Annotated in this window: 18 protein-coding genes; 8 read left to right on the top strand and 10 right to left on the bottom strand. The window is 72.9% G+C overall.

The features are described 5' to 3' along the window. Positions 1-11 precede the first annotated feature (11 nt). From B5P21_RS06665 to B5P21_RS06650, 4 genes are read right to left on the bottom strand one after another with little or no spacing between them, the layout of a single operon-like run. Positions 12-614, bottom strand: a complete 603-nt coding sequence (locus B5P21_RS06665; RefSeq protein ID WP_045528518.1) for a signal peptidase II — start codon at positions 612-614, stop codon at positions 12-14. 9 nt (positions 615-623) lie between these two features. Then, entirely contained in the window at positions 624-1,151 is a 528-nt protein-coding gene (locus tag B5P21_RS06660; RefSeq protein ID WP_045528519.1) for a hypothetical protein, read from the bottom strand. A gap of 47 nt (positions 1,152-1,198) precedes the next feature. Then, entirely contained in the window at positions 1,199-1,765 is a 567-nt protein-coding gene (locus B5P21_RS06655; RefSeq protein WP_094170954.1) for a type 1 glutamine amidotransferase domain-containing protein, read from the bottom strand. Positions 1,766-1,818: 53 nt separating this feature from the next. Next, positions 1,819-2,721, bottom strand: coding sequence for an SMP-30/gluconolactonase/LRE family protein (locus B5P21_RS06650; RefSeq protein WP_094170953.1), 903 nt, complete (start codon positions 2,719-2,721; stop codon positions 1,819-1,821). A 243-nt stretch (positions 2,722-2,964) separates the two neighbouring features. On the opposite strand from B5P21_RS06650, the gene B5P21_RS06645 reads away from it, so the two are divergent. From B5P21_RS06645 to B5P21_RS16550, 5 genes are all read left to right on the top strand, one after another. Continuing rightward, positions 2,965-3,525, top strand: a complete 561-nt coding sequence (locus tag B5P21_RS06645) for a Dps family protein (protein WP_045530393.1) — start codon at positions 2,965-2,967, stop codon at positions 3,523-3,525. A gap of 121 nt (positions 3,526-3,646) precedes the next feature. After that, entirely contained in the window at positions 3,647-4,444 is a 798-nt protein-coding gene (locus B5P21_RS06640) for an SDR family NAD(P)-dependent oxidoreductase (RefSeq protein ID WP_045530395.1), read from the top strand. After that, on the top strand, positions 4,444-4,653 hold the full coding sequence (locus B5P21_RS06635; protein ID WP_045528525.1) for a hypervirulence associated TUDOR domain-containing protein: 210 nt from the start codon (positions 4,444-4,446) through the stop codon (positions 4,651-4,653). The genes B5P21_RS06640 and B5P21_RS06635 overlap by 1 nt, the downstream gene beginning before the upstream one ends. Before the next feature lie 178 nt (positions 4,654-4,831). Next, positions 4,832-5,395 (top strand): hypothetical protein, encoded by a 564-nt coding sequence (locus B5P21_RS06630; RefSeq protein WP_133064174.1) that lies wholly within the window; start codon positions 4,832-4,834, stop codon positions 5,393-5,395. 60 nt (positions 5,396-5,455) lie between these two features. Next, positions 5,456-5,926, top strand: a complete 471-nt coding sequence (locus B5P21_RS16550; RefSeq protein WP_133064173.1) for a hypothetical protein — start codon at positions 5,456-5,458, stop codon at positions 5,924-5,926. A 26-nt stretch (positions 5,927-5,952) separates the two neighbouring features. On the opposite strand, the gene B5P21_RS06620 is transcribed toward B5P21_RS16550, so the two are convergent. The 4 genes from B5P21_RS06620 to B5P21_RS06605 form a co-directional block, all read right to left on the bottom strand. Beyond that, positions 5,953-6,570: a recombinase family protein gene (locus B5P21_RS06620; RefSeq protein WP_045528528.1), complete on the bottom strand. Its 618-nt coding sequence runs from the start codon at positions 6,568-6,570 to the stop codon at positions 5,953-5,955. Between the two features lie 101 nt (positions 6,571-6,671). After that, positions 6,672-6,950 (bottom strand): DUF3072 domain-containing protein, encoded by a 279-nt coding sequence (locus B5P21_RS06615; protein WP_012038756.1) that lies wholly within the window; start codon positions 6,948-6,950, stop codon positions 6,672-6,674. 87 nt (positions 6,951-7,037) lie between these two features. Next, positions 7,038-8,243 (bottom strand): PrsW family intramembrane metalloprotease, encoded by a 1,206-nt coding sequence (locus tag B5P21_RS06610; RefSeq protein WP_045528529.1) that lies wholly within the window; start codon positions 8,241-8,243, stop codon positions 7,038-7,040. 104 nt (positions 8,244-8,347) lie between these two features. After that, complete coding sequence (locus B5P21_RS06605) at positions 8,348-9,772, bottom strand: FAD-binding oxidoreductase (RefSeq protein ID WP_094170952.1); 1,425 nt, start codon at positions 9,770-9,772, stop codon at positions 8,348-8,350. A gap of 58 nt (positions 9,773-9,830) precedes the next feature. Between B5P21_RS06605 and B5P21_RS06600 the strand changes: the two genes are divergently transcribed. Continuing rightward, the gene (locus B5P21_RS06600) at positions 9,831-10,778 is read left to right on the top strand and encodes a DNA-3-methyladenine glycosylase family protein (protein WP_045528531.1); all 948 of its coding nucleotides are present in this window, start codon (positions 9,831-9,833) and stop codon (positions 10,776-10,778) included. Between the two features lie 13 nt (positions 10,779-10,791). Here the strand turns inward: B5P21_RS06600 and B5P21_RS06595 are convergent, their stop codons facing one another. Then, the gene (locus B5P21_RS06595; protein WP_045528532.1) at positions 10,792-10,995 is read right to left on the bottom strand and encodes a hypothetical protein; all 204 of its coding nucleotides are present in this window, start codon (positions 10,993-10,995) and stop codon (positions 10,792-10,794) included. Between the two features lie 110 nt (positions 10,996-11,105). Further along, positions 11,106-12,101 (bottom strand): non-homologous end joining protein Ku, encoded by a 996-nt coding sequence (ku, locus tag B5P21_RS06590; RefSeq protein ID WP_094170951.1) that lies wholly within the window; start codon positions 12,099-12,101, stop codon positions 11,106-11,108. A gap of 36 nt (positions 12,102-12,137) precedes the next feature. On the opposite strand from ku, the gene B5P21_RS06585 reads away from it, so the two are divergent. Continuing rightward, positions 12,138-14,648 carry an ATP-dependent DNA ligase gene (locus tag B5P21_RS06585; protein ID WP_094170950.1) on the top strand — a complete coding sequence of 837 codons (2,511 nt, stop codon included), beginning with the start codon at positions 12,138-12,140 and terminating at the stop codon, positions 14,646-14,648. 90 nt (positions 14,649-14,738) lie between these two features. Next, positions 14,739-15,617, top strand: a complete 879-nt coding sequence (locus tag B5P21_RS06580) for a fumarylacetoacetate hydrolase family protein (RefSeq protein WP_045528537.1) — start codon at positions 14,739-14,741, stop codon at positions 15,615-15,617. Positions 15,618-15,636 lie beyond the last annotated feature (19 nt).

Here is a 15,636-nt window from a genome sequence, read left to right as displayed (position 1 = left end):
CGCCGGGGGCGTCAGGCGCGGTCGGTGGGCGCGGATCCGGCGTCGGCGGGCGAGGCGACGGCCTCGTCGTCCGCGTCGGCGTCCCGCGCGTCGGCCGCGTGGTCGCGCCCGAACACGGTCGTGAGGGCCCACGCGATCATGCCGCAGACCGTGAGGATGTCGGCCACGTTGAAGACCGCGAACCACTCGACGGCGATGAAGTCGACGACGTGTCCCGACAGCGGCCCGTCCTCGGCGCGGGTGATCCGGTCGAAGAGGTTGCCGAGCGCGCCCGCGAGCACGGCCGAGAGCAGCAGCACCTGCAGCAGCGAGGCGCGATGGCGGATCTGCCACCCGACCCACACGGCGAGGCCGAGCGCCAGCGCCATGATCCCGACGGTGAGCAGCGGCCCCACCTCGGCGCCCATGCCGAAGGAGACGCCCGGGTTGTAGACGAGCGCGAAGCGCGCGGTCGGGAACAGCGGGATGGTCTCGCCGCCGCCGAGGGCGTCGACCGCCCACCGCTTGCTGAGCTGGTCGAGGACGAAGCCCACGACCACCACGACGCCCGCGAGCGCCACGACGACGGGGCGGGAGGTGCGGGGACGGCGTGCGGCGGGGGGTGCGGTGGTCACGCGACGAGCCTAGGCGGTGGTCGCGGCCGGATCCTCCGGGTCGTCGGCGACGGGCGGCGCGAGCGGAGCGGTGGCCGCCCGGTCGCGGATCCGCGTGGCCGCCTCCCGCGGGAACGTGCTGCGGACGAGGTGGCGCGTGCCGTCGGCCGCCTCGATCGCGACCGCGGGCCCGGCGTCGAGCAGGATGGCCGCGCCGCCGCCGGGGAGGGACCGCACGCCGATGCCGCCGACGGTCCGCGGCCGGAGGTGGTCGACGACCGTGCAGTCCGCGATGGCGGAGTACGGGATCCGGATGCGCCTCAGCGGCACGAGCGCCACCTCGACGTCGTCCGGGTCGAGCGTGATGCGGATCCGGAGCGAGCCGACGACGGCGCCGACAGCCACCAGCAGGACGGCGACGACGACGCCGAGCGCACCGCCCCCGCTGGCGACCAGGACCACGAGGCCGGCCACGGCGATCACGAGCCCGGCGATGCGGACGGCGCGTGGCGCGGGCGTGGTCTGGCGGAAGCGCGCGTCGGGTGAGGGCGTGGTCACGCCCTCACCCTAGGCGCGCGGCTGTCCGCGCGGGTCAGGCGGACGGGTCAGGCGTGCTGCTCGTCGTGCTCGCCCTCGGCGATCTCCTCGATCAGCTTCGCGTTGAACGCGGGCAGGTCGTCGGGGTTGCGGCTCGTGACGAAGCCGCTGTCGACCACGACCTCCTCGTCGACCCACTCGGCGCCCGCGTTGCGGAGGTCGGTGGCGAGGGTCGGGTAGGAGGTCATGCGGCGGCCGTTGACCACGCCGGCCTCGATGAGGATCCACGGCGCGTGGCAGATGGACGCGACGGGCTTGCCCGCGGTGAAGAACGCCTTGGCGAAGGCGACCGAGTCGGCGTCGACGCGGAGGTCGTCCGCGTTCACGACGCCGCCGGGCAGCACGAGGCCGTCGTAGTCGGCCGCGTCGGCGTCCTTCACCTGCACGTCCACGTCGAACGTGTCGGCCTTGTCGATGTGGTTCAGGCCCTGCACGGTGTCCGACTTCGGGGACACGAGGACGGGCTTCCCGCCGGCCTCCTGCACGGCCTTCCACGGCTCCGTCAGCTCGACCTGCTCGAAGCCGTCCGTCAGCAGGAAGGCCACCGTGCGGCCCTGGATGCTCTCTCCGGTCATGTGCGTTCCTCCTCGTGAGAGTGTCGCCGCCCGGTCGGACGGCCTCCTCGACGCTACGCCCGTGGAGCTCCGTCGACCACGGTGCGGAAGACGTTCACCGGACGGCCGGACACGGCGGTGTCGATGGCGAAGACGCCGCCGGAGAGCGGGTGCTCCTCGAGCTGCTCCTCCGTGAGGTTCTCGCGGGCGGTGCCGATGACGAGGGTGCGGAGATCCGGTCCCGCGAAGGCCACCGAGGTGACGTTCGGCGCCGGGATCGCGATCTCGAGGTCCTTCGATCCGTCGGGCGCCCAGCGGATCACCTTGCCCGCGCCGTAGATCCCGTTCCACGCGTAGCCGTCGGCGTCGAGGGTGAGGCCGTCGCTCATCTCGCCGTGGATCCAGTGCTCGAGCTCGCCCAGCTCGCCGTCGGCCGAGTACGGCGCGCGGTACACGGTCTGCTGCCCGGTGTCGGCGAGGACCATGGTGCGGCCGCCGTCGGTCCACTCGAAGCCGTTGGTGACCGCGAAGCCGCCGAGGAGCGTGCGCAGGGTGCCGGATCCGTCGATCAAGTAGACCGCCGCGTCGGGCTCGCCGTCGGTGACGTCCATGGAGCCGATGACGAAGCGGCCGGCGGGGTCGACCTTCCCCTCGTTCATGCGGATGCCGCCGTGCGCGTGCTCGACCCGGGCGAGCTCGCGCGTGATCCGGCCCTCCCGGTCGACGAGCACGATCCGGTCGCCGAGGCCCGCGACGTAGCCGCCGTCGTCGGCCGGCTGGAAGGACGCGAGCGGCGGCGGCAGCTCGAGGACGGTGTCGTCGGATCCGTCGGCCGCGCCCGTCCACGGGCTCCGGTGCAGGGTGCCCGAGGTGATGTCGTTCCACATCACGTCGCCGGCGGGATCCCACCAGAGGCTCTCGACGAGGATCGCGCGGGCGTCGCGCAGGACGCGGAGGTCGGACGTCATGGCGGTCATGGACCCAGCCAAGCACCGGGAGCGCGGGCCGTCCGTGGAGCGAAGGGATGAGGGACGACGCTGAGCGCCGACTGTGAGCGCCCTCATCGTTCGTGCGGTGACGAAGCGGCGGGCGTACCGTCGAGGAGCGGCCGGATGACGTGCGCGAGCGCGCCCGGCCCGCGGGGCCCCGTCCCACCGGACGCCGCCCCGCACGGATCGGGAACCCCCGACCCCACGAACGAACAGAACGAGGAGTCGCACATGACCACGACCGTCGAACGCCCCACCAGCGCATCCGCGAAGGCCACCCAGCCCGAGGGCTCCAAGAAGACGAAGCGGCAGAACGTCGAGCGGGGCTTCACGGCCTCCGAGCAGCTGCACGAGAACATGCAGAAGGTGCTCGTCGACCTCATCGAGCTGCACATCCAGGGCAAGCAGGCGCACTGGAACGTCGTCGGCAAGAACTTCCGCGACCTCCACCTCCAGCTCGACGAGATCATCGACTCGGCGCGCGAGTTCAGCGACGACCTGGCCGAGCGCATGCGCGCCCTGCACGCCACGCCGGACGGCCGCAGCGACACCGTCGCCGAGACCACGACGCTCCCCGAGTACCCGCAGGGCGAGGTCGACACGGCCGAGACCGTCGACCTCGTGACCCAGCGCCTCGAGGCCGCCGTGCACACCATGCGCGAGGTCCACGACGACGTCGACGAGGAGGACCCGACCACCGCGGACCTGCTCCACGGCTTCATCACCGCCCTCGAGCAGTACGCGTGGATGGTCTCCGCGGAGAACCGCCGCGTCGGCTCGGCCGCCGAGTAGCGCGAGCAGCACGCACATCACGACCCGAGGGCCGCGCCGCCAGGTGCGGCCCTCGTCGTGTCCGGGAGGGCACGGCAGACCACACCACGATGCCCCTCGCGGGGCAGTGAAGGAGACCGAGATGGATCTCGGCATCACAGGGAAGACCGCGCTCATCACGGGAGCCGACTCGGGGATCGGGTGGGAGACCGCCCGCATCCTCCTCAGCGAGGGCGCGACCGTCGTCCTGAGCGACCAGGACCAGGGATCGCTCGACGAGGCCGCCGCGCAGCTCGACGGCGGCGACCGCGTGCACGCGTTCGCGGCCGACGTGACGAGCGTCGAGTCGCTCGCGGCGCTGCGCGAGAAGGTGCAGGAGGCGGTCGGCGACATCGACATCCTCGTGCAGTCCGCCGGCATCACCGGCGCGCAGGGCCTCTTCCACGAGATCGACGACGAGGGCTGGACGAACACCATCGAGGTCGACCTCCTGGGACCCGTGCGGCTCGTGAAGCAGTTCCTCCCGTCGCTGCGGAAGGGCGGCTGGGGCCGGATCGTGTTCCTCGCCTCCGAGGACGCCGTGCAGCCGTACGACGACGAGCTCCCCTACTGCGCCGCCAAGGCCGGGATCCTCGCGCTGTCGAAGGGCCTCTCGCGCAGCTACGCGAAGGAGGGCCTGCTCGTGAACGCGGTCTCGCCCGCCTTCATCCACACGCCCATGACCGACGCGATGATGGAGAAGCGCGCCGACCAGCTGGGGACCTCGACGGACGACGCGATCGAGTCGTTCCTCGACGAGGAGCGCCCCTACATGGAGCTGAAGCGCCGCGGCGAGCCCGCCGAGGTCGCCAACGTGGTCGCGTTCCTCTGCTCCGACCTCGCGTCGTTCGTGAACGGATCCAACTACCGCGTCGACTCCGGATCGGTGGCGACGATCTGATGGCGGAGCTCAAGAAGGGCGACCACGTCACCTGGAACACGCCCCAGGGCGAGACCCACGGGAAGGTCGTCGAGGAGAAGACGAAGGACTTCCAGCACGACGGGCAGCACTTCACCGCGTCGAGCGACGAGCCCGCGTACATCGTGGAGAGCGACAAGTCCGGCAAGACCGCGGCCCACAAGGGATCCGCGCTGACGAAGAAGAAGTAGGAGGCGGCGGTGCGCGGGCGGTCATCCGAGCCGTCAGCCGCCCGCGCCGATTCCGCGACACGCGTCCTGAGGGCGGACACAGGCGCCGCCTGCGGACGAGGCCCCGGGCCACAGCAGGCGACCCTACGCTCTAGGTCGTCGAAGACCCGATCAGCGACTGTCTGGAGCCGACAAGCCCATGCATCCTCCCGACACCGCACGGACGCCGCGTCGCGTCGCGGTGGTTGCCGTTCTCGTCCTCTCCGCCCCGCTCACCGCCGGATGCTCGAGCAGTGCGACGCATCGCGACTCGGATCAGAAGACGGAAGCGAACGCCGCGACCGCCTCGCCAGAGGATGCGGCCAAATTTGCAGCCCTGCACGCAGCCGTGAATAGGGCATACGAGATGCGGGAAGCGGCGGGAGACTTCTCGCGCCGTGACGGCGGAGCGATACTGATCGAACCGGGTCAAAATGGCGCGGCGAGTGTCCGTGCTGACGCGGGCGACATCACCGTGACAGTGCCGGCCTCCACCGACCCGGCCACGAAGCAGATCATCGTCACAGCGAGATGCTCCGGCTCCGACGAATTCCGCATCACGATTCAGCAAGAACATCCGAACACTGTGGGAACCAGTTGTGGCGTGGATGAGGCAGCGGTGTTCGCCGTCCCGCTGGATGACCGCCAGGGGCAGACGACCCTCGCGGCCGACTTTCCTGCAGACGGCGATTTCTGGGCATCCACCTTCTATACGACGGAGTGAGACACATCGAAAAGGACAACTATCGGCATCGCCGCGACTGCCGGCATCGCCTGCTGCGCCATGCTGCTTCTCAGCGGAACAGCAGCCCAAGCAGCTAATTACGGCATCGACTCGGAATGCTCCGGTGACGGCCCCGACATAGCCGTGACGAATGTGTCTGACGTCTACGTCCCGGGGAATCTTCGGGCGTACGGAGATGGTGGAGCGACGATCACCATATCGGCGGGCCAGACGTCGAGTACTGGTGCCGATGTCTCGACTTCCGGAACCGTCACAGCTGATGCGGTCGTCGCGTCCGCCAGCGTGACCGCAGGCGTGACGCTCGGAGTCATGAAGACCATCACTGAGGGGGCCACCGTCGCCTATGTCGTCCCGGACGGCCTCACAGCGCAATATGCGGAGCTGGGTTCAGCAGGCAAGGCCTTCTCCTGGAGCGCAACGACCTACACCAGGGCGTGCGTGGTGACAGACCATCAGTCAGGATCGAGCATCGCTCCGAGTGACGACCCCTACGTCATCAAGAGCTGGTAACCAGGCGTCGCTGCTGGGGGTTGGGCTCAGGGTCGCAGCCCGCCCTGGCGGCCGGACTCGGCCCACGCCAGCGCGCGCGTGACGACGCGCTCGCTCACGTCGAGGACGCGCGCGATCTCCGCGGTGTCGCGGCCCTTCGAGCGCTCCTCGACCGCGATCTGCAGCTTCCGCCGCGTGATGCCCTTGGGCAGCGACGGGAGGGCGGGCGCGGCCGGCGTCGCCGGGGCCTCGGGAGCGGAGCTCTCGGCCGGCGCGGCCGACCGGCGGCGGTGCTTCTCCGCCTCCGTCGTCGCCTCCACGGTCGCGAGCGCGAGGGTGGCCGCGAACAGCCCGCGGCCGGCGGCGGTGCCGGCCTCCAGCCCGTCGCGGATGGCGCGGAAGGCGATGCCGCGCGCTTCGAGCCCGTTGAGGATCCGGACGACGTCGGCCGTGCCCGGCCCCAGCCGGTCGAGGCTCACGACGAGCAGCTCGTCGTTCTCGCGGAGGTAGTCGAGCGCGTCCTGCAGGCCGGGGCGCGGGGCCCGGCGACCGCCGGCGACGTCGACGAAGATGCGCTCGCAGCCGGCCGCATCGAGGGCGTCGACCTGGTCCTGGTACGCCTCCTCGGAGCGCGCGACGCGGACGTAACCGACCAGCGTGGTCATGCGTCCTCCCTCATGCGATGCCTCCCCCTGCGTGCGCCCCCGCGTCACGCGACGACGGACGGGCGCCCGTGCGGCGCCCGTCCGTCTCCGTCATGCGGCGATCAGCTCGCGTCGTCCGACTGCGGCGACGCCGTGTCCTTCTTCTCCTGCAGGCGCTCGATCTGCTCGCTCGCCTCGGCCTTGTTGAGGTCGGCGGGGATCTCCTCGCCGGCCTGCGTGGCGAGCGAGTCGAGGTAGCTGCGCTGCGCGCCCGTCATCGGCTCGTCGCCCGTGACCCACGTGCTCGGGTCCTTCTCGGCGCTCTGCGGCGGCGTGGGGGTGGAGGAGCCGAGCATCTCCTTCTCGTCGCCGCCGGTGGTGTCCTGGTTCGCATCGCTCATGGTGGTGCCTCCTCGTGTGGTGCGTCCGACGCTACTCGCGACCGGCGACACCGGACGGGTGCGGGCGTCGGCCGCGACGCCCGGCGGCTAGCGTCGACCGCCGCGCAGGAGCGCCTCGCGGTGCTCGGTCACGGCGCGCAGCAGGCGCCGCTCGTCGTCGAGGTGCCCGGCCTCCGACCGGCCGGACGCCGCGGGCCGCTCCGAGAGCATGCGCTGGCGCGCGAACGCGAGCCGCGTCGCGTCCCGCGTGAACAGGCCCATCGCGCGTCCCGCGTCGCCGCCGCGCGTGCGCGCCCAGAGCCGTGCGCGACGGCGCCCCTGCCACGTGCTCAGCATCTCGACCTCGGCGGGCATGAACCAGCCGACGGCCGCGTACTCGCGGAGGCGGCGGCGCGTGAGGTGGATCTCGTAGCGGCGCAGGAGGATCACGACGGTCACGAGGAACGCGAAGATCGGCACCTGCAGCAGCACGTAGAAGGAGAGGAAGTCGCCCGTGATCGTGACGCCCGTGTTCCAGAGGGCGTGCAGCACGATGGCGCCGACGAGCCCGATCGCGCCGAACCCGAGCGCGGCGCCCGGCCCGCGGCGGGCGCCGTAGCCGATGGCGATGCCGGTGATCATGGTGAAGGTCACGTGCGCGAAGGGCGAGAACAGGCCGCGCAGCACGAAGGTGCCGACGAGCGTGCCGGTCGTGCCGGAGACGAGCGGGCCGCCGAAGTAGACGATGTTCTCCGTGAAGGCGAAGCCGGCCGCGATGGTCGCGCCGTAGACGACGCCGTCCACCGGCCCGTCGAAGTGTCGGCGCGCGACCCAGAAGATGAGGAGCAGTCCGATCGCCTTCGCGCTCTCCTCGACGACGGGCGCCTGGACGGCGAGCTGCAGGAACTCCGTGTAGCGCGTGGGCACGCCGATCGCGAGGCGCGCGTACTGCGCGACGAGGTCGAACAGGAGCGCGATCGCCACGGACGCGGCGGCGCCCCACAGCAGCGCGAACAGCAGGGCCAGCCGAGGCTCGGGCTCCCAGCGGTCGACCCAGCGGATGGCGAGGAGCACGCCGGCGAGCGGGATGAGGGCGAGGAGGGCGCAGATCGCGACGGCCTGGATCCCGAGGCTGAGCACGAGGTACGCGGCGACGACGAGTCCGACGAGCAGCAGGACGGCGACGCCCACGACGCCGAGCACGGCCGACGCGGTGATGCGCGAGGGCGCGTGCGCCGTCGGCAGCTCCATGGACGGCGGCGGGGAGGCCGGTGAGGGACGGTGGACGGTCACGGGGACGGACGGGTCGGTCACGACGGCCCTCTCTTCGGCGGATCGGCCTCGCCAGCCTACTGGCGGGGTCGGCGGCCGTCCGGGGCGGCGTCGCACGCGGACACGCGGGGCGCGACGCGGGCCGGTCAGGCCGCCTTGCCGGGGTTGAGGATGCCCTGCGGGTCGAAGACGCGGCGGATCCCGGCGGCCAGCCCCATGACGTCGTCGCCCAGCTCGTCGGCGAGCCAGCGCCGCTTGAGCAGGCCCACGCCGTGCTCGCCCGTGAGCGTGCCGCCGAGGTCGACGGCGGCGCGGAAGAGGAGGTCGGCCGCGCGCCACACGTCGTCGGGGATGCCGGTCGCGTCGCCGTCGGGCGTGGTCGGGTCCTCGGGGATGCAGAAGTTGGGGTGCAGGTTGCCGTCGCCCGCGTGCGCGACCGTCGGGATCCGCAGGCCCGTCTCGCGCTCGATCTCCCGGATGCGCGCGAGCATGTCGGCGAGGCGCGACCGCGGCACGGCGACGTCCTCGATGAGCACGCGGCCGCGGGCGGCGAGCGCCGGGTGGAACGCGCGGCGGATCGCGAGGAGGCGCTCGCCCTCCCCGGCGTCGTCGGTCACGTCGGCCGTGCCGCCGCCGGCGACGACGACCTCGACGACGCGCGCGGCCTCGTCGGCGGCGTCGGGACCGTCGCAGCGCACGAGGAGGTGGGCGGATCCGCGCGTGGAGTGGTCGGTGCCGAGGAACGCGTCGATGGCCTCGAGCGCACCGGCGTCGATGAGCTCCATCGCCGCCGGCCGGATGCGCGCGGCGGTGATCGCGGAGGACGCCGCCGCCGCCGTGGCGTCGGGGAAGAACGCGGCGACGGTCGACGGCGTCGCGGTCGGCAGCGGGCGGAGCCGCACGGTCGCGCGCACGATGACGCCGAGCGTGCCCTCCGAGCCGATCATGAGCGCCGTGAGGTCGTAGCCCGTGACGCCCTTGACGGTGCGGTGGCCGGTGTCGACCACGCGGCCGTCGGCGAGCACGACCGTGAGCGCGAGGACGGCCTCGCGGGTCACGCCGTACTTGGCGCACAGCAGGCCGCCCGCGTTGGTGGCGATGTTGCCGCCGATGGTGGAGATCGCCTTGCTCGCGGGATCCGGCGAGTACCAGAGGCCGAGCGGGGCGAGCCGGGCGTTGAGGTCGTCGTTGAGGACGCCGGGCTCCACGACCGCGAGCTCGTCGGCCTCGCTGACCTCGAGGATCCGGTCCATGCCGCGCACCGACAGCACGATCTCGCCCGCGGACGCCGTTGCGCCGCCCGCGAGGCCCGTGCCGGCGCCGCGCGTGACGACGGGCGTGCCGGTGGCGCTCGCGATGCGCAAGGTGGCGACCACGTGCTCGACCTCGGTCGCGCGCACGACGGCGATCGGATCCGCGGGGCTGCGGTAGCCGGAGCGGTCGCTGCGCGCGTCCTCGAGGGAGGCCGCGTCGGTGGCGACGACGTCGCCGAGGGCCGCGACGAGCTCCGCGCGGATGGCGTCGGCGGTGGCGGGCGTCGGAGGGGTGCGGATCACGTCGTCGTCGATCATGCGATCCACCCTAGGTCGCGCGCCGGCCGCGGTCGGGGGCGTCGGGCAGGCTGGGCGCATGGACTCCCCCGGCGCCGCCGCGCACGTCGACCGCACGGTGCTCGAGGTCCGCGGTCCCTTCGACGGCGGCGGCGTGATCCGCTTCCTCTCCTGGCACGCGGTCACGGGCGCTGAGGAGGGCGACGACACGTCCTTCACGCAGTCAGCGCGGCTCGCGCACGGCGCGGGGACGGTGACCGTGCGGCTGCTCGACGCGGACGACGCCACCGCCCTGAGCGCCGACGCCGTCACGCGCGTCGAGGTCACCACCCGCGTCGAGCACGCCGCCGACGCCGCCGAGCTCCTCGCCGGCACGCGCCGCCTGCTCGGCCTCGACGTGGACGCCGCCCGCATCGACGCCGACCTCGCCCGCGACCCCGCGCTGGCCGCCGCCGTGCGCGCGACCCCCGGCCTGCGGATCCCCGGCACGCTGGATCCGTGCTCCACGCTCTTCCGCACCGTCGTCGGCCAGCAGATCTCCGTCGCCAGCGCCCGCGCCACCCACGGCCGCATGACCGCGGACCTCGGCGAGGACCTGCCCGCGTCCGTCGCGCACGGATCCGTGACCCGCCTGCCGCCGACCGCCACCCGCATCGCCCGCGACGGCGCCGAGCTCCTCCGCGGGCCCGCCCGGCGCACGGCCACGCTGATCCGCATCGCCGAGGCGCTCGAGAGCGGCGAGCTCGTGATCGAGCGCGGCATGCCGCGCGCGGAGCTCCGGGCCGCGCTCGTCGCGTTCCACGGTGTCGGACCGTGGACGGCCGACTACGTCGCGATGCGCGCGCTCGGCGAGCCGGACATCCTGCTCTCCGGCGACCTCATCGTCCGCCGCGGGGCCGCCGCCCTGGGCCTGCCGGACGAGGCGCGCGCCCTCGACGCCCGCGCCGCCGCGTGGTCGCCGTGGCGCTCCTACGCGACCCTGCACCTCTGGCGCGTCATGACCGACGGCATGCCGGCGGCCGGCTGATCCGCCCGATCCGTCAGCGCGTGCGCCGGCGCCGGCCCGACGCCCCCAGCCCGCCGACGACGACGAGGAGCACGAGGGCCATCGCGATGATGCTCCCGATCGCGATGAGCGATGCTCCCTGCGCCGCCAGACCCGCGGCGAGCGCGCCGAGCGATGCGACCAGCGCACCCAGGACGATGATGAGGATCGTGCGGGATGCGCTCTTCGCGTCGGTCATGGGGCTCCTCGTGGCGTCGTCTCCGCGGATGGGACCGCGATCACCTCGAGCGTAGGCGCGTCCGGGCCCGGTCGGCTCCGGATCGCGCGGACGCCCGCCGCGTGCTACGGCTACGCGCTCTTCCGCTCGGCGGCGGATCCCTTCGGCTCGGACTTCTTCGCCGCTGGCTTCTTGGCGGACTTCTTCTCCGGGACCGACTTCTCGGCCGCCTGGTCCGCGCTGCCGCCGGATGCCTTCGTCTTCCCCGTCGCCGCCGTCTTCCCCGCGGGTGCCTTCTTCCGCGCCGCCGCCTTCTTCGCCGCGGATCCCCCGCCCCGGCTCCGCTCGATGCTCCGCTTCAGCGCGTCCATGAGGTCGAGGACCTCGCCGCCCTCGCCCTCGTCGTCGTCCGCGTCCCCCTCGCCGAACGTCGCGTCGGTGTCGAGCGAGTCGCCCTGCGCGAGCTTCGCGTCGATGAGGGTCTTCAGCTGCTCCTGGTACTCGTCGCTGAACTTCGACGGGTCGAAGTCCTCCGCGAACCCCTCCACGAGCTGCGCCGACATCTTCAGCTCCCGCGGCGAGACCTTGGGTGCCGCGTCGAGCGACGGGAAGTCGGCCTCGCGCACCTCGTCGTCCCAGAGCAGCGTCTGCAACATGAGCACGTCGCCGCGCACGCGGAGCGCCGCGAGCCGGGTGCGCTGGCGGAGCGTGACGTGCACGATCGCCGTGCGGTCCGTCTCCTGCAGCGTGCGGCGCAGCAGCGCGTACGACTTGGGGCTCGAGGAGTCGGGCTCGAGGAAGTAGCTGCGGTCGAGCATCACGGGATCGACCTGGTCGCTCGGCACGAACTCCACGACGTCGATCTCGCGGCTCTTCTCCTCCGGCAGCGCGGAGAGGTCCTCCTCGGTGATCACGACGGTGCGGTCCCCGTCGTCGAACGCCTTATCGATGTGGGCGTAGTCGACGACCTTGCCGCACACCTCGCAACGGCGCTGGTAGCGGATCCGCCCGCCGTCGGCGTCGTGCACCTGGTGCAGCGGCACGTCGTGGTCCTGCGTCGCGCTGTAGACCTTCACGGGCACGTTGACGAGGCCGAAGGTGACGGCGCCCTTCCAGATGGCTCTCATGGGTCGAGTGAACACCCGCGGGGCCATGCTGGAGCGATGGCGGGCGCGAAGCAGCAGGTGGAGGTCGAGGGGCGGCGGATCACGCTCACGAACCTCGACAAGGTGCTGTACCCGGCCACCGGAACGACCAAGGGCGACGTCATCGCGTACTACGCCGCCGTCGCGCCGCACATGCTCCCGCACCTCCGCGACCGGCCCGTGACCCGCAAGCGCTGGGTCGACGGCGTCGGCACCGACGAGGCGCCGGGGAAGATGTTCTTCCAGAAGGACCTCGACGCGCACACGCCCGACTGGGTGCAGCGGCGGGCGATCCAGCACCGCGACCACGCGAACGACTACCCGCTCGTCGGCGACGTCGCGACGCTCACCTGGCTCGGGCAGATCGCGGCGCTCGAGCTGCACGTGCCGCAGTGGCGGTTCGGCCGCACGGGCGACGAGCGGCGGCCCGACCGGCTCGTGCTCGACCTCGACCCGGGCCCGGGCGCCGGCCTCCCCGAGTGCGTCGAGGTCGCGACGGCGGCCCGCGCGATCCTCCGCGACATGGGCCTCGAGCCGTACCCGGTGACGAGCGGGTCCAAGGGCATCCACCTGTACGCCGCCCTCGACGGCAGCCACGACGCGGACGCGATCTCCGAGGTCGCGCACGAGCTGGCGCGCGCGCTCGAGGCCGACCATCCCGACCTCGTCGTGAGCGACATGAGGAAGGCGCTGCGGCAGGGCAAGGTGCTCGTCGACTGGAGCCAGAACAACCCCAACAAGACGACGGTGGCGCCGTACTCGCTGCGCGGGCGCTCCCGGCCGACGGTCGCCGTGCCGCGCACCTGGCGCGAGCTCGCGTCGCCGACGCTCCGGCACCTGGAGCTGGACGAGGTGGTCGCGCGGATGCGGAAGCGCGAGGATCCGCTCGCCCCCGTCGAGGCGGGCCACCGCGAGAGCCTGGAGCCGACGCGCGAGCGGCTCGCGGGCTTCGCGCGGAGGGAGCCGTCCGACGCCGCCGACGACCGGCTCGCGACCTACCGGTCGAAGCGCGACGCCGCGAAGACGAGCGAGCCCGTGCCCGCCGACGCGCCCGCGCCCAGCGATGGCCGCTCCTTCGTGATCCAGGAGCACCACGCCCGCGCGCTGCACTGGGACTTCCGGCTCGAGCACGACGGCGTGCTCGTGAGCTGGGCCCTCCCCAAGGGCGTGCCCACCGAGCACGGCACGAACCACCTCGCGGTGCAGACCGAGGACCACCCGCTGGAGTACGGGTCCTTCGAGGGCACGATCCCCGCGGGCGAGTACGGCGGCGGCGAGGTCACCATCTGGGACGCGGGCACCTTCGAGCTGGAGAAGTGGCGCGATGGCAAGGAGGTCATCGCCACGCTGCACGGGCGGGGCGACGGCACCGGCATCGACGGGCCGCGACGGTACGCGCTCATCCACACGGGCGGGCACGGGAAGGCCGACGCGAACTGGCTGATCCACCTGATGGAGCCCGCGGACGCGCCCGCCGCGCACCACCCGAAGCCTGCGCGCCCCGCAGCGCTCGCGAAGGCGGGCGGCCGCACGCGCGTCGGCGCGCGGCGGAAGGGCGGCGCCGCATCCGCCCCCGCGCCCATGCTCGCCACCGCCGCCACCGGCGCCGGCCTCGACCCCGACGAGGAGTGGGCCGTCGAGATGAAGTGGGACGGCTACCGTGCGATCACCGTCGTCGCGGACGGCCGGGCGACCATCACGAGCCGCAACGGCGTCGACCTCACGGCCGCCTTCCCCGAGCTCGCCGAGCTGCCCGACCAGCTCGCCGTCGACGCCGCGGTGCTCGACGGCGAGATCGTGGTGCTGGGCGACGGCGGCCGCCCCGACTTCGGCCTCCTGCAGACGCGCCTCGGCCTCACGGGCGAGAAGGAGATCGCGCGTGCCCGGAAGGCCGCGCCCGTGCACCTCATGCTCTTCGACGCGCTCGCGATCGGCGACCGCGTGCTCGTTGACGAGCCGTACCGGGAGCGCCGTGCCGCCCTCCTCGACGCGGTCCGGGCGCCGGGCCGCGGCCGGATCCAGGTGCCGCCCGCGTTCGACGGCGACCTCGACGGAGCGCTCGCCACGAGCCGCGAGCTCGGCCTCGAGGGCGTCGTCGCCAAGCGCGTCGACGCGCCCTACGAGTCGGGCCGCCGGTCGAGCGCCTGGCTCAAGATCAAGCACCACCGCGCGCAGGAGGTGGTGGTCGGCGGCTGGCGCCCCGGACCCGGCAGCCGGTCCTCCGGCATCGGCTCGCTGCTCGTCGGCGTCCCCGGCCCCGACGGCCTCATGTACGCGGGCCGCGTCGGCACGGGCCTCACCGAGCGCGACCTCGCCGACGCCCTCCGCCGCTTCCGCCCGCTCGCGCGGAAGACGAGCCCCTTCGCCGACGTGCCCGCCGCCGACGCCCGCGACGCGCACTGGATCACCCCGCGTCTCGTCGGCGAGGTCGAGTTCGCCGAGTGGACCTCCACGGGCCGCCTCCGCCAGGCGTCGTGGCGCGGGTGGCGGCACGACAAGTCGCCCGACGAGGTCGTGCGCGAGGACTGAGCGACGGCCCGTGCGCAGGTGAGGCGGACCTGCCCATGCACGTTATGACCGCAACCGCGCCCGTCCGCCCGCGCCCGATACGCTCGTGGCATGAAGTTCGCCCACCTGCTCGCCGACGACGGCGTGACCCCCCGACTGGCCGCGATCGTCTCGGAGGGCGAGGCGCTCTTCCTCGACGAGGTGCTCGACGACTCCCCGCGCGACCTCCAGGACCTCATCGAGCGCGGCGACGACGAGATGGCCCGCGTCCGCGCCACCGTCGAGCGCGCCGTCGCGAGCCGCACCAGCACCACGCCGGTGGACGGCCTCACGCACGCCTCCGCGGTGCTCCGCCCGCCGGCCGTCTACGCCGTGGGCCTCAACTACTCCGCGCACGCCGAGGAGCTCAACATCACGAGCGCCTCCGCCCCCACCGTCTTCGCGCTCTGGCCCAACTCGCTCTCCGGCCACGAGGGCACCACGAGCTGGCCGCGCTCGCTCAGCGAGGAGGTCGACTACGAGGTCGAGCTCGGCGTGATCATCGGCACGGCCGCCCGCGACGTGTCGGAGGCCGACGCGCTCGACCACGTCTTCGGCTACACGGTCGTCAACGACATCACCGCCCGCAACCTCCAGTTCTCCGAGCAGCAGTGGAGCCGCTGCAAGAGCTTCGACGGCTTCTCCCCCACGGGTCCCGTCGTCGTCACGCGCGATGAGGTGCCGGATCCGCAGGACCTCCGCATCACGACGGTGCTCGACGGCGAGACGGTGCAGGACGGCCGCACGAGCGGCATGGTCCGCACGGTCGCGCGCCTCGTCTCCTACCTCTCCACCTCCTCCACGCTGCTGCCCGGCACGCTCATCTCCACGGGCACGACGAGCGGCGCCGGCTACTCGCGCGATCCGCAGATCTTCCTCAAGGACGGCAGCACCGTCACGGTCTCCGTCGAGGGCATCGGCTCGCTCACGACGCACACGCGCATCCTCTGACGATCGGGGCCGCGCGTAG

Source organism: Clavibacter michiganensis subsp. insidiosus (assembly GCF_002240565.1).
GTDB lineage: Bacteria > Actinomycetota > Actinomycetes > Actinomycetales > Microbacteriaceae > Clavibacter > Clavibacter insidiosus.
This window is presented reverse-complemented; position numbering and strand designations above follow the sequence as displayed.

Coding starts and splice junctions, on each gene's coding strand:
- B5P21_RS06655 (WP_094170954.1), bottom strand. CDS start 1,765: ATGACCGGAGAGAGCATCCAGGGCCGCACGGTGGCCTTCCTGCTGACG.
- B5P21_RS06650 (WP_094170953.1), bottom strand. CDS start 2,721: ATGACCGCCATGACGTCCGACCTCCGCGTCCTGCGCGACGCCCGCGCG.
- B5P21_RS06645 (WP_045530393.1), top strand. CDS start 2,965: ATGACCACGACCGTCGAACGCCCCACCAGCGCATCCGCGAAGGCCACC.
- B5P21_RS06640 (WP_045530395.1), top strand. CDS start 3,647: ATGGATCTCGGCATCACAGGGAAGACCGCGCTCATCACGGGAGCCGAC.
- B5P21_RS06635 (WP_045528525.1), top strand. CDS start 4,444: ATGGCGGAGCTCAAGAAGGGCGACCACGTCACCTGGAACACGCCCCAG.
- B5P21_RS06630 (WP_133064174.1), top strand. CDS start 4,832: ATGCATCCTCCCGACACCGCACGGACGCCGCGTCGCGTCGCGGTGGTT.
- B5P21_RS16550 (WP_133064173.1), top strand. CDS start 5,456: ATGCTGCTTCTCAGCGGAACAGCAGCCCAAGCAGCTAATTACGGCATC.
- B5P21_RS06620 (WP_045528528.1), bottom strand. CDS start 6,570: ATGACCACGCTGGTCGGTTACGTCCGCGTCGCGCGCTCCGAGGAGGCG.
- B5P21_RS06615 (WP_012038756.1), bottom strand. CDS start 6,950: ATGAGCGATGCGAACCAGGACACCACCGGCGGCGACGAGAAGGAGATG.
- B5P21_RS06605 (WP_094170952.1), bottom strand. CDS start 9,772: ATGATCGACGACGACGTGATCCGCACCCCTCCGACGCCCGCCACCGCC.
- B5P21_RS06600 (WP_045528531.1), top strand. CDS start 9,831: ATGGACTCCCCCGGCGCCGCCGCGCACGTCGACCGCACGGTGCTCGAG.
- B5P21_RS06595 (WP_045528532.1), bottom strand. CDS start 10,995: ATGACCGACGCGAAGAGCGCATCCCGCACGATCCTCATCATCGTCCTG.
- ku (WP_094170951.1), bottom strand. CDS start 12,101: ATGAGAGCCATCTGGAAGGGCGCCGTCACCTTCGGCCTCGTCAACGTG.
- B5P21_RS06585 (WP_094170950.1), top strand. CDS start 12,138: ATGGCGGGCGCGAAGCAGCAGGTGGAGGTCGAGGGGCGGCGGATCACG.
- B5P21_RS06580 (WP_045528537.1), top strand. CDS start 14,739: ATGAAGTTCGCCCACCTGCTCGCCGACGACGGCGTGACCCCCCGACTG.